This is a genomic window from Streptomyces albiflavescens (assembly GCF_014645835.1).
GTDB classification, from domain to species: Bacteria; Actinomycetota; Actinomycetes; order Streptomycetales; family Streptomycetaceae; genus Streptomyces; species Streptomyces albiflavescens.
This window is the reverse complement of the sequence record NZ_BMMM01000003.1, coordinates 328,635-342,867: the sequence shown is the minus strand read 5'-3', so window position 1 is coordinate 342,867 and position 14,233 is coordinate 328,635. Positions and strand designations below refer to the sequence as shown.

At 70.3% G+C, this 14,233-nt stretch carries 13 protein-coding genes; 8 read left to right on the top strand and 5 right to left on the bottom strand.

What is annotated here, in order from left to right; all coding sequences use genetic code 11:
- Position 1: 1 nt before the first annotated feature.
- The 3 genes from IEY95_RS10855 to IEY95_RS10845 are packed head-to-tail and all read left to right on the top strand — an operon-like array spanning position 2 to position 1,097.
- Entirely contained in the window at positions 2-259 is a 258-nt protein-coding gene (locus tag IEY95_RS10855) for a phosphopantetheine-binding protein (protein WP_189185728.1), read from the top strand.
- Between the two features lies 1 nt (position 260).
- Complete coding sequence (locus IEY95_RS10850) at positions 261-740, top strand: SRPBCC family protein (protein ID WP_189185727.1); 480 nt, start codon at positions 261-263, stop codon at positions 738-740.
- 24 nt (positions 741-764) lie between these two features.
- Positions 765-1,097 carry a TcmI family type II polyketide cyclase gene (locus IEY95_RS10845; protein ID WP_189185726.1) on the top strand — a complete coding sequence of 111 codons (333 nt, stop codon included), beginning with the start codon at positions 765-767 and terminating at the stop codon, positions 1,095-1,097.
- 85 nt (positions 1,098-1,182) lie between these two features.
- Here IEY95_RS10845 and IEY95_RS10840 read toward each other — a convergent pair whose 3' ends face one another.
- Positions 1,183-2,211, bottom strand: coding sequence for a methyltransferase (locus tag IEY95_RS10840; protein ID WP_189185725.1), 1,029 nt, complete (start codon positions 2,209-2,211; stop codon positions 1,183-1,185).
- 54 nt (positions 2,212-2,265) lie between these two features.
- A complete protein-coding gene (locus IEY95_RS10835; RefSeq protein WP_189185724.1) occupies positions 2,266-3,327 on the bottom strand; it encodes a right-handed parallel beta-helix repeat-containing protein in 1,062 nt (353 codons plus the stop codon).
- A gap of 195 nt (positions 3,328-3,522) precedes the next feature.
- Here IEY95_RS10835 and IEY95_RS10830 point away from each other — a divergent pair, with 195 nt between their 5' ends.
- On the top strand, positions 3,523-3,726 hold the full coding sequence (locus IEY95_RS10830; RefSeq protein WP_189185723.1) for a cold-shock protein: 204 nt from the start codon (positions 3,523-3,525) through the stop codon (positions 3,724-3,726).
- A gap of 234 nt (positions 3,727-3,960) precedes the next feature.
- Here the strand turns inward: IEY95_RS10830 and IEY95_RS10825 are convergent, their stop codons facing one another.
- Positions 3,961-6,180 (bottom strand): NADP-dependent isocitrate dehydrogenase, encoded by a 2,220-nt coding sequence (locus IEY95_RS10825; RefSeq protein ID WP_189185722.1) that lies wholly within the window; start codon positions 6,178-6,180, stop codon positions 3,961-3,963.
- Positions 6,181-6,455: 275 nt separating this feature from the next.
- Here IEY95_RS10825 and IEY95_RS10820 point away from each other — a divergent pair, with 275 nt between their 5' ends.
- Positions 6,456-8,006, top strand: coding sequence for a M1 family metallopeptidase (locus IEY95_RS10820; RefSeq protein WP_189185721.1), 1,551 nt, complete (start codon positions 6,456-6,458; stop codon positions 8,004-8,006).
- Between the two features lie 80 nt (positions 8,007-8,086).
- Here the strand turns inward: IEY95_RS10820 and IEY95_RS10815 are convergent, their stop codons facing one another.
- Positions 8,087-9,172, bottom strand: a complete 1,086-nt coding sequence (locus tag IEY95_RS10815) for a mechanosensitive ion channel family protein (RefSeq protein WP_189185720.1) — start codon at positions 9,170-9,172, stop codon at positions 8,087-8,089.
- Between the two features lie 275 nt (positions 9,173-9,447).
- On the opposite strand from IEY95_RS10815, the gene IEY95_RS10810 reads away from it, so the two are divergent.
- Genes IEY95_RS10810 through IEY95_RS10800 form a run of 3 tightly spaced genes read left to right on the top strand, consistent with a single transcriptional unit; the run spans position 9,448 to position 13,468 of the window.
- Positions 9,448-10,887: an FGGY family carbohydrate kinase gene (locus IEY95_RS10810; protein WP_189185719.1), complete on the top strand. Its 1,440-nt coding sequence runs from the start codon at positions 9,448-9,450 to the stop codon at positions 10,885-10,887.
- Positions 10,884-12,272 carry an FAD-dependent oxidoreductase gene (locus IEY95_RS10805; RefSeq protein WP_189185718.1) on the top strand — a complete coding sequence of 463 codons (1,389 nt, stop codon included), beginning with the start codon at positions 10,884-10,886 and terminating at the stop codon, positions 12,270-12,272. Before IEY95_RS10810 ends, IEY95_RS10805 begins: the two co-directional genes overlap by 4 nt.
- The gene (locus tag IEY95_RS10800) at positions 12,269-13,468 is read left to right on the top strand and encodes an NAD(P)/FAD-dependent oxidoreductase (protein WP_189185717.1); all 1,200 of its coding nucleotides are present in this window, start codon (positions 12,269-12,271) and stop codon (positions 13,466-13,468) included. Before IEY95_RS10805 ends, IEY95_RS10800 begins: the two co-directional genes overlap by 4 nt.
- Here the strand turns inward: IEY95_RS10800 and IEY95_RS10795 are convergent.
- The gene (locus IEY95_RS10795; protein ID WP_189185716.1) at positions 13,455-14,219 is read right to left on the bottom strand and encodes a crotonase/enoyl-CoA hydratase family protein; all 765 of its coding nucleotides are present in this window, start codon (positions 14,217-14,219) and stop codon (positions 13,455-13,457) included. The two genes, IEY95_RS10800 and IEY95_RS10795, sit on opposite strands and share 14 nt — an antisense overlap.
- Positions 14,220-14,233 lie beyond the last annotated feature (14 nt).

Below are 14,233 nucleotides of genomic sequence, written 5' to 3'. Positions count from 1 at the left end.
CATGATCATCGAAGTGACTGTCGACGAACTGGCCAAGCTGATGAAGAAGGCGGCCGGCGTCAGCGTCGACCCCACGGACCTCGCCCACTCGTCGGATTCGCCCTTCGGCACCCTCGGCCTCGACTCGCTCGGCCTGCTCGGCATCGTCGGGGAGCTGGAGAACCGGTACAGCAAGCCGCTGCCCCCCGACGCGGAGCGTTGCAAGACCCCCCGTGAATTCCTCGACCTCGTCAACACGACCCTCAAGGCTGGAGCCTGAAGTGGTAGGACACACCGAGAACAGCATCACCATCGACGCCCCTCTCGACTTCGTCTGGGACATGACCAACGACATCGAGAACTGGCCCCAGCTCTTCAGCGAATACGCGTCCCTGGAGGTGCTCTCACGCGAAGGCGACACGACGACGTTCCGCCTGACCATGCACCCGGACGAGAACGGGAAGGTCTGGAGCTGGGTCTCGGAGCGGACCATGGACCGCGCCAAGCACACCGTCCGGGCCCGCCGCGTCGAGACCGGCCCCTTCGCCCACATGAACATCCTGTGGGAGTACAAGGAGACCCCGCAGGGCACCCACATGCGCTGGGTGCAGGACTTCGCGATGAAGCCCGAGGCCCCGGTCGACGACGCGTGGATGACGGACAACATCAACCGCAACTCGCGCGTCCAGATGGCCCTCATCCGGGACCGGATCGAGCAGGCCGCCCGTGACCGCCAGACCGCCCCCGTCATGCCCAGCTGATCGCCGTTCCAGGAAGGACACCCGATGCACCAGGCCCTGATCGTCGCCCGCATGGCGCCGGATTCGGCGCCGGCGATCGCCGACGTCTTCGCCGCGTCCGACCGCGGCGAACTCCCGCACCTGATCGGTGTCAACCGGCGCAGCCTGTTCCAGTTCGGCGACGTGTACATGCACCTCATCGAAGCCGACCAGGACCCCGCGCCCGCCATCGCCAAGGTGGCCGGACACCCCGAGTTCCGGAGCATCAGTGAGCAACTGTCGGCGTACGTCAGCGCGTACGACCCGCAGACGTGGCGCAGCCCCAAGGACGCCATGGCGCACTGCTTCTACCGCTGGGAGAGGGACGCCGCCTCCTGAGCGGCTCCCCGAGAGAAACCCGAGGCCGCCGGCTCCGCGACAGACGCGGAACCGGCGGCCTCGGGTTTCTCCGGAGAGAGAAGGCTCAGCTGGGGATGGTGCACTCGAAAGCGTGGAGATAGGCGTTGACCGGGCGGATCTCGCCGATGACCAGCCCGGCATCCGTCAGGCGCTCGACCATGCTCTTCTGGGTGTGCTTGGCGCCGCCGACGTTGAGAAGCAGCAGCAGGTCCATGGACGTCGTGAACTTCATCGACGGGGTGTCGTCCACGAGATTCTCGATGACGACGACGCGGGCGCCGGGCCGCGCCGCCTTCCGGACGTTCGCCAGCGCCCTGCGCGTGCTCTCGTCGTCCCACTCCAGGATGTTCTTGATGATGTACACATCCGCCTGGACCGGGATGTCCTCGCGGCAGTCCCCGGCGACGATGCGCACCCGGTCGGCGAGTGAACCTCCGCTCCGCAGACGCGGATCGGCGTTCTCCACCACACCCGGCAGGTCGAGCAGCGTGCCGTGCATCTTGGGGTGCTTCTCCAGCAGACTGGCCACGACCTGCCCCTGACCGCCCCCGATGTCCGCGACCGACGACACGTTCCGCAGGTCGAGCAGGTTGGCGACGTCCCGCGCCGACTGCTCGCTGGACGTGGTCATGGCCCGGTTGAAGACGTACGCCGACTCGGGGGCCTCTGTGTTGAGGTACTCGAAGAACTCCCTGTCGTACACGTCCTCGAAGACGTTCCGGCCGGAGCGCACCGCCTCGTCGAGCTTGGGCCAGACGTTCCATGTCCACGGCTCGGTGCACCACAGCGCGATGTACCGCAGGCTGTTCGGATCGTCCTCGCGCAGCAGCCGGGACATCTCCGTGTGCGCGAAGGTGCCGTCGGGGTGCTCCATGAAGACGCCCTGGCAGGACAGCGCGCGCAGCAGTCGACGCAGTGTCCGCGGCTGAGCCTTCACCGCTGCCGCCAGGTCGTCCACGCTCATGGGCGTTTCTTCCAGGGCGTCGGCCACACCCAGGCGGGCGGCCGCCCGTACGGCGGCGGCGCACGCCGCCCCGAAAACGAGCTCGCGCAGCCGCATGGGCGGCGGGGGAGCCGGATCAACGGTCGTCATCTGTTGCCTCGCTTCTGCTGTCGTGCTGTCAGTGGGGAGTGGGGAGCGGAACGGTCAGCACATTCCGGCGGGCTCGGAGAGCGTGCACTGGTTGCCGTGGAAGGTGTTGCCCTTGCCGGTGTCCCGGTTGGCCAGATCGGCCTTGCCGTTGCGCAGCACCACGTTGTCGCGGATCTCGTTGCGCTGGTTGTGGGCACCCACGAAGCTCTTGAACAGCACGATGCCGCCCGACAGGGGGGATGCGCCCACGTTGTCCTCGACCACGTTCCTCGTCACCTGGGTGTCCTCGGCGCCGGTGAGGACGATCCCCGAGCCCTGCAGGAAGGGCAGTCGGGCGGTCTTCGGACAGTTCTTGTTGTTGGCGTGGAGGTAGTTCCGGTTCACGCTCAGGGCGCCGACGGCCGGCTTGTTCTCGTCGCCCACGACGAACACCGCGGTGCAGTTGCCCGTCGCTTCGTTGTGATCGACGGTCAGGTTCCGCAGCCGCCGCACCGTGACGCCGATCCGGTTGCCGACCAGTCGGTTGTGACTGACTACCGCTCCCTTGGAGTCGCGGGCGCCCTCCTCGGTGCTGACCGTGTTGGACAGGAACAGGCCCGCGTCGCCGTTGTTCTGGGCGGTGTTGTGGCGGAACACGCCGCGGACGGACCTCTCCTGGGCAATGCCCCACTGACCGTTCTTCTCGGAGGTCACGTTCCGCACCGTCAGCCGATCGGTTCCCGACGCCCACAGGCCGTTCTTGGCGAAGCCTCTGAGGGTCAGCGAGCGTACGGTGACGCGCGCGACGCGACTGCTGTCGGTCCCGGTCACGCAAATGCCGTTGCCGGCCTTCGCGCATGCGCTGTCGGCGGAGGCGGGGCCGGGCACGATGACGGTGGACTGGGCGCCCGAGCCCCGCAGCGTCAGGTCCGACACGGTGATGGTGACGCTCTCGTGGTAGGTGCCGGGGGACAGGACGATGGTGTCCCCCGGTTTGGCGGCGTTCACAGCCTTCTGGATCGATTCGCCGGCGCTGACCCGGTGCACCGTCCAGTTGTCGGCCGACGGGGCGGCACCCAGCCCCGACGCCACGACAGCCGCGGTGCAAGCGAGGTAGGCCATCTGTCGTTTAGTCATAGGCCGAAGCTATGAGCGGGAGTTCCGGCTCGCCACCGCTGATCACCCAGGTGGGCAGCCCCTGTCACAGAGCCAGAGCCAGGGCGGTGACGCGGTGAGAAAACGGGACGCCGAGTGGTATGCATCGCGTGAGCACCCCCGGAGCGGCCACATGCCGAGTCGTCGGCACCGCTTCGGGTGAAAAGAGAGACGATCATGGCTACAGGCACCGTGAAGTGGTTCAACGCCGAGAAGGGATTCGGATTCATCGCCCAGGACGAGGGCGGCCCTGACGTATTCGCCCACTACTCCAACATCAGCGCTACGGGCTTCAGGGAGCTTCAGGAGGGCCAGAAGGTCGAGTTCGACGTCGTCCAGGGCCAGAAGGGCCTGCAGGCCGAGAACATCCGCCCGATCTGACGGACCTCGCCCTCGGTCTGCAACCGACTCTGCACGAAGGTCGGTTCGTACGAACCCAGGGCGCGCCTCGGACCCGGGGACCGCACTCCGGACGGGTGCGACTCCCGTGTCATGCGGTGCACACGGTTGGAGACATGTGGCCAACCGAGCATCCGTCATACGCAACCGCCCCGACCGGAAGATCCGGCCGGGGCGGCACAGTCACGGACCGGGGTCCGCGGGGTGGTGCGTGCGTCAGGCGAGGGTCGCCAGCGCCTCGTTCCAGGTCGTCGACGGGCGCATGACCGCCGCGGCCTTGGCCGGGTCGGGCTGGTAGTAGCCGCCGATGTCGGCCGGGGAGCCCTGGACCGCGATCAGCTCGTCGACGATCGTCTGCTCCTGCGCGGCGAGCGTCTCGGCGAGCGGGGCGAACGCCTTGGCGAGGTCCGCGTCGTCGGTCTGCTGCGCCAGCTCCTGCGCCCAGTACAGGGACAGGAAGAAGTGGCTGCCGCGGTTGTCGATGCCGCCGACGCGACGGGTCGGGGACTTGTCCTCGTTGAGGAAGGTCGCCGTGGCGCGGTCGAGGGTGTCGGCGAGGACCTGGGCGCGGGCGTTGCCCGTGGTCGTCGCGAGGTGCTCGAAGCTGGAGGCCAGCGCGAGGAACTCGCCGAGGCTGTCCCAGCGCAGGTAGTTCTCCTTGACCAGCTGCTGCACGTGCTTCGGCGCGGAGCCGCCGGCGCCCGTCTCGAAGAGGCCGCCGCCCGCCATCAGCGGGACGATCGACAGCATCTTGGCGCTGGTGCCCAGCTCCAGGATCGGGAACAGGTCGGTCAGGTAGTCACGCAGCACGTTGCCGGTGACCGAGATGGTGTCCTCGCCGCGGCGGATGCGCTCCACGGAGAGCTTGGTCGCCTCGATCGGGGACAGGATGCGGATGTCCAGGCCGTCGGTGTCGTGCTCCGGCAGGTACTGCTTGACCTTCTCGATGAGCACGGCGTCGTGCGCGCGGGTCTCGTCGAGCCAGAACACGGCCGGGTCGCCGGTCGCGCGGGCGCGGGTGACGGCCAGCTTCACCCAGTCCTTGATCGGGGCGTCCTTGGTCTGGCAGGCGCGGAAGATGTCTCCGGCGGAGACGACCTGCTCCAGGACGGCGTTCCCGGCCTCGTCGACGAGGCGGACCGTACCGGTGGTGGGGATCTCGAAGGTCTTGTCGTGGCTGCCGTACTCCTCGGCCTTCTGCGCCATCAGACCGACGTTCGGGACCGTGCCCATCGTCGCCGGGTCGAAGGCGCCGTTGGCGCGGCAGTCGTCGATGACGACCTGGTAGACACCGGAGTAGCTGCTGTCCGGCAGGACGGCGAGGGTGTCGGCTTCCTGGCCGTCAGGGCCCCACATGTGGCCGGAGGTGCGGATCATGGCCGGCATGGAGGCGTCGACGATGACGTCGGACGGGACGTGCAGGTTGGTGATGCCCCTGTCGGAGTCGACCATCGCCAGCTCCGGGCCCTCGGCGAGTTCGGCGTCGAAGGAGGCCTTGATCTCGGCGCCCTCGGGCAGCGCCTCCAGACCCTTGTAGATGCCGCCGAGACCGTCGTTCGGGGTGAGACCGGCGCCGGCGAGGATCTCGCCGTACTTCGCGAACGTCTTCGGGAAGAAGGCGCGCACCACGTGACCGAAGACGATCGGGTCGGAGACCTTCATCATCGTGGCCTTCAGGTGCACCGAGAACAGCACGTCCTCGGCCTTGGCGCGGGCGATCTGCGCGGTGAGGAACTCGCGCAGCGGCGCGACGTGCATGACGGACGCGTCGACGACCTCGCCCGCGAGGACGGGTACCGACTCGCGCAGCACGGTGGTGGAGCCGTCGTCGCCGGTCAGCTCGATACGGAGTGCGCCCGGCTCGGTGATGACCGCGGACTTCTCGGTGGAGCGGAAGTCGTCGACGCCCATGGTGGCGACGTTCGTCTTCGACTCCGGCGTCCACTTACCCATGCGGTGCGGGTGGGTCTTGGCGTAGTTCTTGACCGACGCGGGGGCGCGGCGGTCGGAGTTGCCCTCGCGCAGCACCGGGTTCACGGCGCTGCCCTTGACCTTGTCGTAACGGGCGCGGATGTCGCGCTCCTCGTCCGACTTCGGGTCGTCCGGGTAGTCCGGAAGCGCGTAGCCCTGCTCCTGCAGCTCGGCGATCGCGGCCTTCAGCTGCGGGATCGACGCCGAGACGTTCGGCAGCTTGATGATGTTGGCCTCGGGCGTCTTGGCCAGCTCACCGAGCTCGTGAAGGGCGTCCGCGATGCGCTGGCCCTCCTGCAGGAACTCGGGGAAGAGGGCGATGATGCGCCCGGCCAGCGAGATGTCACGCGTCTCCACAGCGACACCCGCCTGCGAGGCGTACGCCTGGATCACCGGCAGGAACGAATACGTCGCCAGGGCCGGGGCCTCGTCAGTGTGCGTGTAAATGATGGTCGAGTCAGTCACCGGGTGCTCCGCTCCACGTCTGCAACATTGCTCGACATCAAGATATCTCGTGAGCGACCCCGACTCGACAGGGGTCCGCGCCGGGTCGGGCGGAGGGCACCTTCTGGCCGCCGCTGATCAGGTCGGCCGAGGCGCGAGTGAAAAACAGAAGCCCAAGTGAAAGCGGGAAGTGGTGCGCCGCGGGCAACCACACCGCTCGCTCGTACCTCAAGTAGATCACCCACCTGATCAGACGCCAGGGCCGTCGGCCCCGGCTGTCCGAACGAAAGCGAACCATGAGATATCGCACCAGAGTGACGGCCCCCGCGGCCGCTTTGATCGGCACGGCCGCGACGCTGGCCGCGGCGCCCTCGGCGTACGCGCGAACCCGGGCTTTACGGGGTGAGGGCACCCCGGGCGCGGAGACCCTCGGTGACCCCGTCTTCCCGGCCCTGGGCAATGACGGCTACCGGGTGACCGCGTACCACCTCGCCCTCTCGTACGACGCGACGACCCGCCTGGTCGACGCCACCGCGACCCTGACGCTGTGCGCGACCCAGGACCTCTCCCGCTTCTCGCTCGACGCGCTCGGCCTGGACATCCGTGCCGTGCGTGTCGGCGGTCGCCCGGCCGCCTTCGAGCAGGTGGACGAAAAGCTGCGCGTCACGCCCGACCGGACCCTGCCCGAGCATGCCCGGGTCACGGTCTGCGTCGACTACGTCGCCGACCCGAGCAAGGCGCTCGCCCACACCGCATGGGTCCCGACCACCGACGGATTCGCGGTGTGCCCGCAGCCGAACTCCGCGCACACCGTCTTCCCGTGCAACGACCACCCCACGGACAAGGCGGCCTTCAGCTTCCGCATCACGGTCCCCAACGGCCTGCGCGGTGTCGCGAGCGGCACTCTGGTCCGCACGGAGAGCCTGGACGGCGACCGGACCGCGTACACGTACCGCTCCCGCTTCCCGATAGCCACCGAGCTGGTGCAGATAACGGTCGGCGACTACACGGTCAAGGACCGGCAGGGTCCGAACGGACTGGGGCTGCGCGATGTCGTCCCCACCGCGCGGGCCGGCGCCCTCGAACCCGCGCTCGCCCTGACTCCCGGGCTGGTGGAGTGGCTGGAGCAGCGGCTCGGCGCCTACCCCTTCGAGACGTACGGCCTGCTGCCGTGCAACTCCGACAACCCGAACGCCTTCGACTTCACGGGCCTGGAGACGCAGACCCTGACGCTCTACAAGCCGAACTTCCTGCTCCAGGAGGAGAAGAAGATCGGCTCGCACATGATGCACGAGCTGGTCCACTCCTGGTTCGGCAACAGCGTCAGCCTCGCCACGTGGGCCGACCTGTGGCTGAACGAGGGTCACGCGGACTTCTACGGGCTGCTCTACCGCTACGAGCGGGGCTGGGCCGACTCGCTCGGCCTCACCAGCATGGAAGCCCGGATGAAGGACACGTACGCCAAGGGCGACCTGTGGCGGCAGTCATCCGGCCCCGTCGCCGCGCCGAACGCCGCCAACCTCTTCGACAGCCAGCGGTACCTGGGTGGCGTCCTGGTCCTCTACGCGCTGCGCGAGGCCGTCGGCGGGGACGTCTTCCCTCTTATCGAGCGCACTTTCCTGGAGCGCCACCGCAACTCCGCGGCGACCACCGAGGACTACATCGCGGTCGCCTCCGAGATCTCCGGCCAGGACCAGTCCGGCTTCCTGAAGGACTGGCTGTACGGCACGAAGACACCGCGGATGCCGAACCACCCCGACTGGACGGTCACCCCGGTGACCCCGAGCCTGGTCGCACCTCGCCACCGCGAGCCCGGCCACTACCCCGATTCCACCGCCACCCTCTGACGGCGCACGGCGCACGGCGCACGGCGCACGGCGTGGCGCCGGGCGGAGTCGCTTCGCCCGGCGCCACGCCGTGTCGTGCTCTACGGGCGTGCCGCGGCGTCGCGCTGCTGGGGGATGCCCGACTCCAGGAGCTCCGCGCCACCCGGCTGCAGCGCCACCGTCCGCGCGGGCGACGGAATCCGGATGCCCTCCTCCCGGTAGCGCTTGTGCAGGCGCTTGATGAACTCGTGTTTGATCCGGTACTGGTCGCTGAACTCGCCCACGCCGAGGATCACGGTGAAACCGATGCGGGAGTCGCCGAAGGTGTGGAAGCGGACGGCGGGCTCGTGGTCCGGGACGGCGCCGGTGATCTCGGTCATCGTCTCGGTGACGACCTCGTTGGTCACGCGCTCGACGTGCTCCAGGTCGCTGTCGTAGCCGACGCCGACCTGGACGGTGAGCGTCATCTGCTGCTCGGGCCGGGTGAAGTTGGTCATGTTGGTGCCCGAGAGCTGGGCGTTGGGGATGATGACCAAGTTGTTGGAGAGCTGACGGACTGTGGTGTTGCGCCAGTTGATGTCGACGACATAGCCCTCCTCTCCGCTGCTGAGGCGGATGTAGTCGCCGGGCTGGATCGTCTTCGAGGCGAGGATGTGCACGCCCGCGAAGAGGTTGGCGAGGGTGTCCTGGAGGGCGAGGGCCACCGCCAGACCGCCCACGCCCAACGCCGTGAGCAGCGGGGCTATCGAGATGCCCAGGGTCTGCAGCACGACGAGGAAGCCGATCGCCATCACCACGACGCGGGTGATGTTGACGAAGATGGTGGCCGAGCCGGCGACCCCCGAGCGGGACTGGGTCACGGACCGGACCAGGCCGGTGATCGCCCGGGCCGCGGTGATGGTCGACGCCAGGATCAGCAGGACGGTCAGCGACCGGTTGACGGTGCGGCCGACCTGCGTGGTCAGTGGCAGCACCGCGGCCGCCGACGCGAGCCCTCCGGCGATCGCCGCCCAGGGCACCAGCGCGCGCAGCGCGTCCACGATGACGTCGTCGCCGCTCCACCGGGTGCGCTTGGCGTGCTTGCCCAGCCAGCGCAGCAGCATGCGCAGCAGAAACGCCGCCAGAAGTCCCGCGGCGACGGCGATTCCTGCGACCATCAGGTCGTCCAGAGTGAGGGAGCGCTTCACCGGTGACCTCCCTTGCGACCGACGAGAAGGCCCGTGGGCCGGATGTGCTGTGTCGTCACTTGCCACCTGCTCGAATCCGGGAATGCACGATCATCACGCCCGGACTGGTGTTCGTCGTCCGGGGTGACCGCTCATCCTGCCGCATCCGCGTGCCCGTCCGTCACCAGGCCTGCGCGGACCCGCCATTGGGGCGGCGCCACGGCTCGCCGGATCCGCCATTGACGGCCGGGCGCCCCCTGAAGCAGGCTGGCACGCGGTGATCACAGGGGAGGGCCATGACGGGTTCGGTGCTGGCGATCGACCAGGGGACGTCCGGGACCAAGGCCTTGGTGATCTGCCCGGAGAGGGGTGTGATCGGTGCCGCCCACGCTCCCGTACGCCCCCGCCCACTGCCGGGCGGGCTGGTCGAGGTCGATCCGGTCGAGTTGTACGAGTCCGTCGTCGCCGCCGGGCGCCGGGCGCTCGCGGAGGCGTCGGAGCCCGTCGCGGCCGTCGGGCTCGCCAACCAGGGTGAGACGGTCCTCGCCTGGGACCGCTCGACGGGCGAGCCGTTGACCGACGCGCTCGTGTGGCAGGACCGGCGGGCGGAGAGCGTGTGCGCCGAACTCGCCCCGCACGCGGAGGAGTTACGGCATCTGACCGGCCTGCCCCTGGACCCCTACTTCGCCGCACCCAAGATGGCCTGGATACGCCGGCACCTCACCCGCGACGGAGTCGTCACGACCTCCGACGCCTGGCTCCTGCACCGGCTCACCGGCGCCTACGTCACCGACGCCGCCACGGCAGGGCGTACCCAACTCCTCGACCTGGAACGGGTGGAGTGGTCGCCCCGAGCGCTGGACGTCTTCGGGCTCTCCGGCGAGCGATTGCCGGAGGTCGTCGACCCGGACACGCGCATCGGCACCACCTCCGTCTTCGGGCCGGAGCTTCCCGTCACCGGTCTGCTCGTCGACCAGCAGGCCGCACTCCTCGCCCAGCGGGTGACCGAGCCCGGCGCCGCCAAGTGCACGTACGGGACAGGGGCGTTCCTCCTCGCGCAGACGGGTGCGACACCCCGGCGCGGGGGGTCGGGTCTGGTGAGCTGTGTGGCCTGGCGGCTCGGCGGCCGGACCAGTTACTGCCTCGACGGCCAGGTGTACACGGCCGCGTCCGCCGTCCGCTGGCTCACCGACCTCGGCGTCATCTCCGGGGCGGCGGACCTCGACCCGGTCGGCGGCGCGGTGCCCGACAGCGGTGGTGTCACGTTCGTCCCGGCCCTCGCCGGGCTCGCCGCACCCTGGTGGCGGGGAGATCTGCGCGGCTCGCTCACCGGGCTCGGCCTCGACACCACGCCCGGGCATCTGGTGCGCGCCCTGTGCGAGGGCATCGCCGCCCAGGTCGTCGAACTCTCCGACGCGGCCGCCGCCGACCTCGGCGCACCGCTCACCGCGCTGCGCGCCGACGGCGGTCTGACGCGCTCGGCGCTGCTCATGCAGACCCAGGCCGATCTCCTCCAGCTCCCCGTCGAGGTATCGGCGTTGCCCGACGCCACCGCCCTCGGTGTGGGTGCCGTGGCCCGGCTGGGCCTCGACCCGGCACTGGCCGTCGACGAGGCGCTCCCCGACCGGACACCCTCCGCCGTGTACGAGCCGCGCATCAGCCGCGACGAGGCCACCGAACGCCTCGCCGGCTTCCGCGCGGCCGTGACCGCACTGCTCGACCGGACCCCCGCATGACGGTCACGGCGCACGGCGCGCTGCCGGACGTGACGTACGACGTCGTGATCGTCGGCGCGGGTGTCGTCGGCTGTGCCATCGCCCGTGAACTCGCCCGCCACCGGCGGCTGCGCATCGCGCTGGTCGAGGCGCAGGACGACGTCGGGCAGGGCACGTCGAAGGCCAACACGGCCATCCTGCACACGGGTTTCGACGCCGTCCCCGGCTCGCTCGAAGCCCGCCTCGTGCGAGAGGGCTCCCGTCGACTCGCCCTGTATGCGGCCGAGTCGGGGATTCCCGTCGAACCCGTGGGCGCCCTGCTCGTCGCCTGGGACCGTGAACAGCTCGCCGTACTGCCGGAGTTGGCGGCCAAGGCGGAGAAGAACGACTACCGGCAGGCTCGCATCCTCGGACCCGACGAGCTGTACGCACGCGAACCGCACCTGGGGCCCGGCGCACTCGGCGCACTCCACATCCCCGGCGAGAGCATCATCTGCCCGTGGACCACGACGCTCGCGTACGCCACCCAGGCGGTACGCCATGGGGCCGACGTGCACCTCGACTGCCGTGTGGAGAGGGCCGACGACGGGGTGTTGCGCACGAGTCGTGGGACTCTCCGCACGCGCCACCTCGTCAATGCCGCGGGCCTGTACGCCGACGAACTCGACCGGCGGCTCGGCCACCGCGACTTCACCGTCACCCCGCGCCGGGGGCAGCTCCTTGTCTTCGACAAGTTCGCCCGCGAACTGGTCCGGCACATCCTGCTGCCCGTCCCGACGGCGCTCGGCAAGGGCGTACTGGTGGCCCCCACGGTGTACGGGAACGTGCTGCTCGGGCCCACGGCCGAAGAGGTGGACGACAGGACGGCCACCGGATCGACCGAGGAAGGCCTCGCCCTGCTGCGCGACAGGGGGCGCCGGATCCTGCCGGCACTGCTCGACGAGGAGGTCACCGCCGTCTACGCCGGGCTCCGCGCCGCCACCGCGTACGAGGACTACCGGATCCGCGCCCATCCCGACCAGGCATACGTCACCGTCGGCGGCATCCGCTCCACCGGCCTGACCGCGTCCATGGCCATCGCCTCGCACGTCACCGGCCTCCTCGCCGACTGCGGCCTCGACCTCGGCGAGGCCGACGACCTGGAACCCGTCCGCATGCCCAACCTCGGCGAGGCCTTTCCGCGCCCCTACCAGCGCCCCGAACTCATCGCCGCCGACCCGGAGTACGGCACCCTCGTCTGTCACTGCGAGCGCGTGTCGCGCGGCGAGATCCGCGACGCCCTCGCGAGTACGATCCCGCCGCACAGCCTCGAGGGGCTACGGCGCCGGACCCGTGCGCGGGGCGGGCGCTGTCAGGGGTTCTACTGCGGTGCCGCGGTACGAGAGCTGTTCGAGGGGCGGTCATGAGCCGGCGCCACGTGGACGTCCTGGTCGTCGGCGCCGGGCCCGCGGGTCTCGCCCTCGCCGCCCGGCTCGCGGCCTGGGGAGTGAACCGCGTCGAGGTGCTGGAGCGTGAACAGGAAGCCGGCGGCGTGCCCCGCCACTGCCGTCGCCGAGAGTTCGACGGGCCCGGCTTCGCGCGGCGGTACGCCGAGGCCGCGGTCCGGGCCGGTGCCATCGTCCGCACCGGGGTCACCGCCCTCGGCTGGTGCGAACCGCCGGCGTTGGACACCGTCGGGCCGGCAGGGCGGGAGACAATCACCGCCACGGCCGTCGTCCTCGCCACCGGCGCCCGTGAACGGCCGCGCAGCGCACGGCTGGTGGCCGGGACCAGACCCGCCGGGGTGTTCACCACGGGAGAGCTCCAGCAGGCCGTCCATCTGTACGGCCAGTACATCGGCCACCGCGCGGTCGTCGTGGGCGCCGAAGCCGTCAGTTACGCCACCGTGGGCACGTTGCTCGGTGCCGGAGTCGACGTCGTCGCGATGGTGACCGACCTGGCGCGTCACCAGGGCGACCGGCTGAAGGCGGTCAACTCCCGTCTGGGGCAGCGGATTCCGCTCCTCTCCGGCACGACCGTCACCGAGCTGCGGGGGCGCGGACGCCTGACCGGAGTCGCCCTGCGCCACCGCGACGGACGGACCACGACCCTCGCCTGCGACACCGTCGTGTTCACCGGCGACTTCGTGCCGGACCACGAACTCGCCCGGCGCGGCGGCCTCGCCCTCGACACCGGCACGCGCGGACCCGCGGTCGACGGCGCCTTCCGCACGTCGCGCGAGGGCGTGTTCGCCGTCGGCAACGTGCTGCACGCCGTCGAGAGCGCCGCCGCCGTGGCCCGCGAGGGCGTACGGGCGGCTCGGCACGTACGAGATCACCTGGCGGGCGCGTCCTGGCCCCCGGCGGTTCCGCTCCTCGTGGCTCCGCCGCTGCGCTGGATCGCCCCGAACCGGCTCGCACCCGCGACGACGTACGACCCCTTCGTACTCCGCACGGCGGAGTTCCTCGCCCGGCCGGTCCTGACCGTCACCCAGGACGGGCGGGTCCTGCACCGACGGCGCCTCCTCACCACCGCCGTACCGAATCGAGCCCTCAGTCTCGACGGACGCTGGGTCGGCTCCGTCGATCCGGCCGGAGGCCCCGTCCGCGTCACAGCTCGCTGAACGAACCGTGCCGACCGGCACCCGACGCGAAGCGGGCGGCGCCTTCCAGACTCTCGGCCAACACGTCCATGCCGTACCGGAGCTCGGTGCGCATGGCCACCTTCTCGACCAGGCCCTCCTGGTCGAGGACGGAGGCACGGTCGCTGCGCAGGCAGGACTGGGGGAACTCGGCGATCTCGGCGGCCAGACGCTCCGCCTCCGCGCGGGCGCGGCCGGCCGGGACGAGGCGGTTGGCGAGCCCTATCTCGTACGCCTCCGGAGCGGGGACAGGGCGGCCGGTGAGGATCATGTCCATCGCACGGCTGGTACCGATGAGACGGGGGAGCCGGACCGTGCCGCCGTCGATGAGCGGCACGCCCCAGCGGCGGCAGAAGACTCCGAAGACGGCGTCCTCCTCGGCGACCCGCAGATCGCACCAGAGGGCCAGTTCCAGACCGCCGGCCACGGCGTGCCCGGCGACCGCCGCGATGACCGGCTTGGCCAGGCGCAGCCGGGTGGGGCCCATCGGCCCGTCGCCGTCCTCGGTGACCTGGTTGCCGCGCTCGGTGCCGATCGCCTTGAGGTCCGCGCCCGCGCAGAACGTGCCGCCCTCGCCCCAGAGCACCGCGACCCGCGCCGCATCGTCCGCCTCGAACTCCTTGAAGGCGTCGGCGAGTTCGGCGGCCGTCGGCCCGTCCACCGCGTTGCGGGCCTCGGGGCGCGAGAGGACGACCGTGGTGACGTAACCCTGGCGTTCGATCCGGACCGGCATCGTGCTGTCCTCTC

Bases quoted from the DNA above. Each gene is read 5' to 3' on its own strand.
- IEY95_RS10855 (WP_189185728.1), top strand. From the start codon at position 2: ATGATCATCGAAGTGACTGTCGACGAACTGGCCAAGCTGATGAAGAAG.
- IEY95_RS10845 (WP_189185726.1), top strand. From the start codon at position 765: ATGCACCAGGCCCTGATCGTCGCCCGCATGGCGCCGGATTCGGCGCCG.
- IEY95_RS10840 (WP_189185725.1), bottom strand. From the start codon at position 2,211: ATGACGACCGTTGATCCGGCTCCCCCGCCGCCCATGCGGCTGCGCGAG.
- IEY95_RS10835 (WP_189185724.1), bottom strand. From the start codon at position 3,327: ATGACTAAACGACAGATGGCCTACCTCGCTTGCACCGCGGCTGTCGTG.
- IEY95_RS10830 (WP_189185723.1), top strand. From the start codon at position 3,523: ATGGCTACAGGCACCGTGAAGTGGTTCAACGCCGAGAAGGGATTCGGA.
- IEY95_RS10820 (WP_189185721.1), top strand. From the start codon at position 6,456: ATGAGATATCGCACCAGAGTGACGGCCCCCGCGGCCGCTTTGATCGGC.
- IEY95_RS10810 (WP_189185719.1), top strand. From the start codon at position 9,448: ATGACGGGTTCGGTGCTGGCGATCGACCAGGGGACGTCCGGGACCAAG.
- IEY95_RS10805 (WP_189185718.1), top strand. From the start codon at position 10,884: ATGACGGTCACGGCGCACGGCGCGCTGCCGGACGTGACGTACGACGTC.
- IEY95_RS10800 (WP_189185717.1), top strand. From the start codon at position 12,269: ATGAGCCGGCGCCACGTGGACGTCCTGGTCGTCGGCGCCGGGCCCGCG.
- IEY95_RS10795 (WP_189185716.1), bottom strand. From the start codon at position 14,219: ATGCCGGTCCGGATCGAACGCCAGGGTTACGTCACCACGGTCGTCCTC.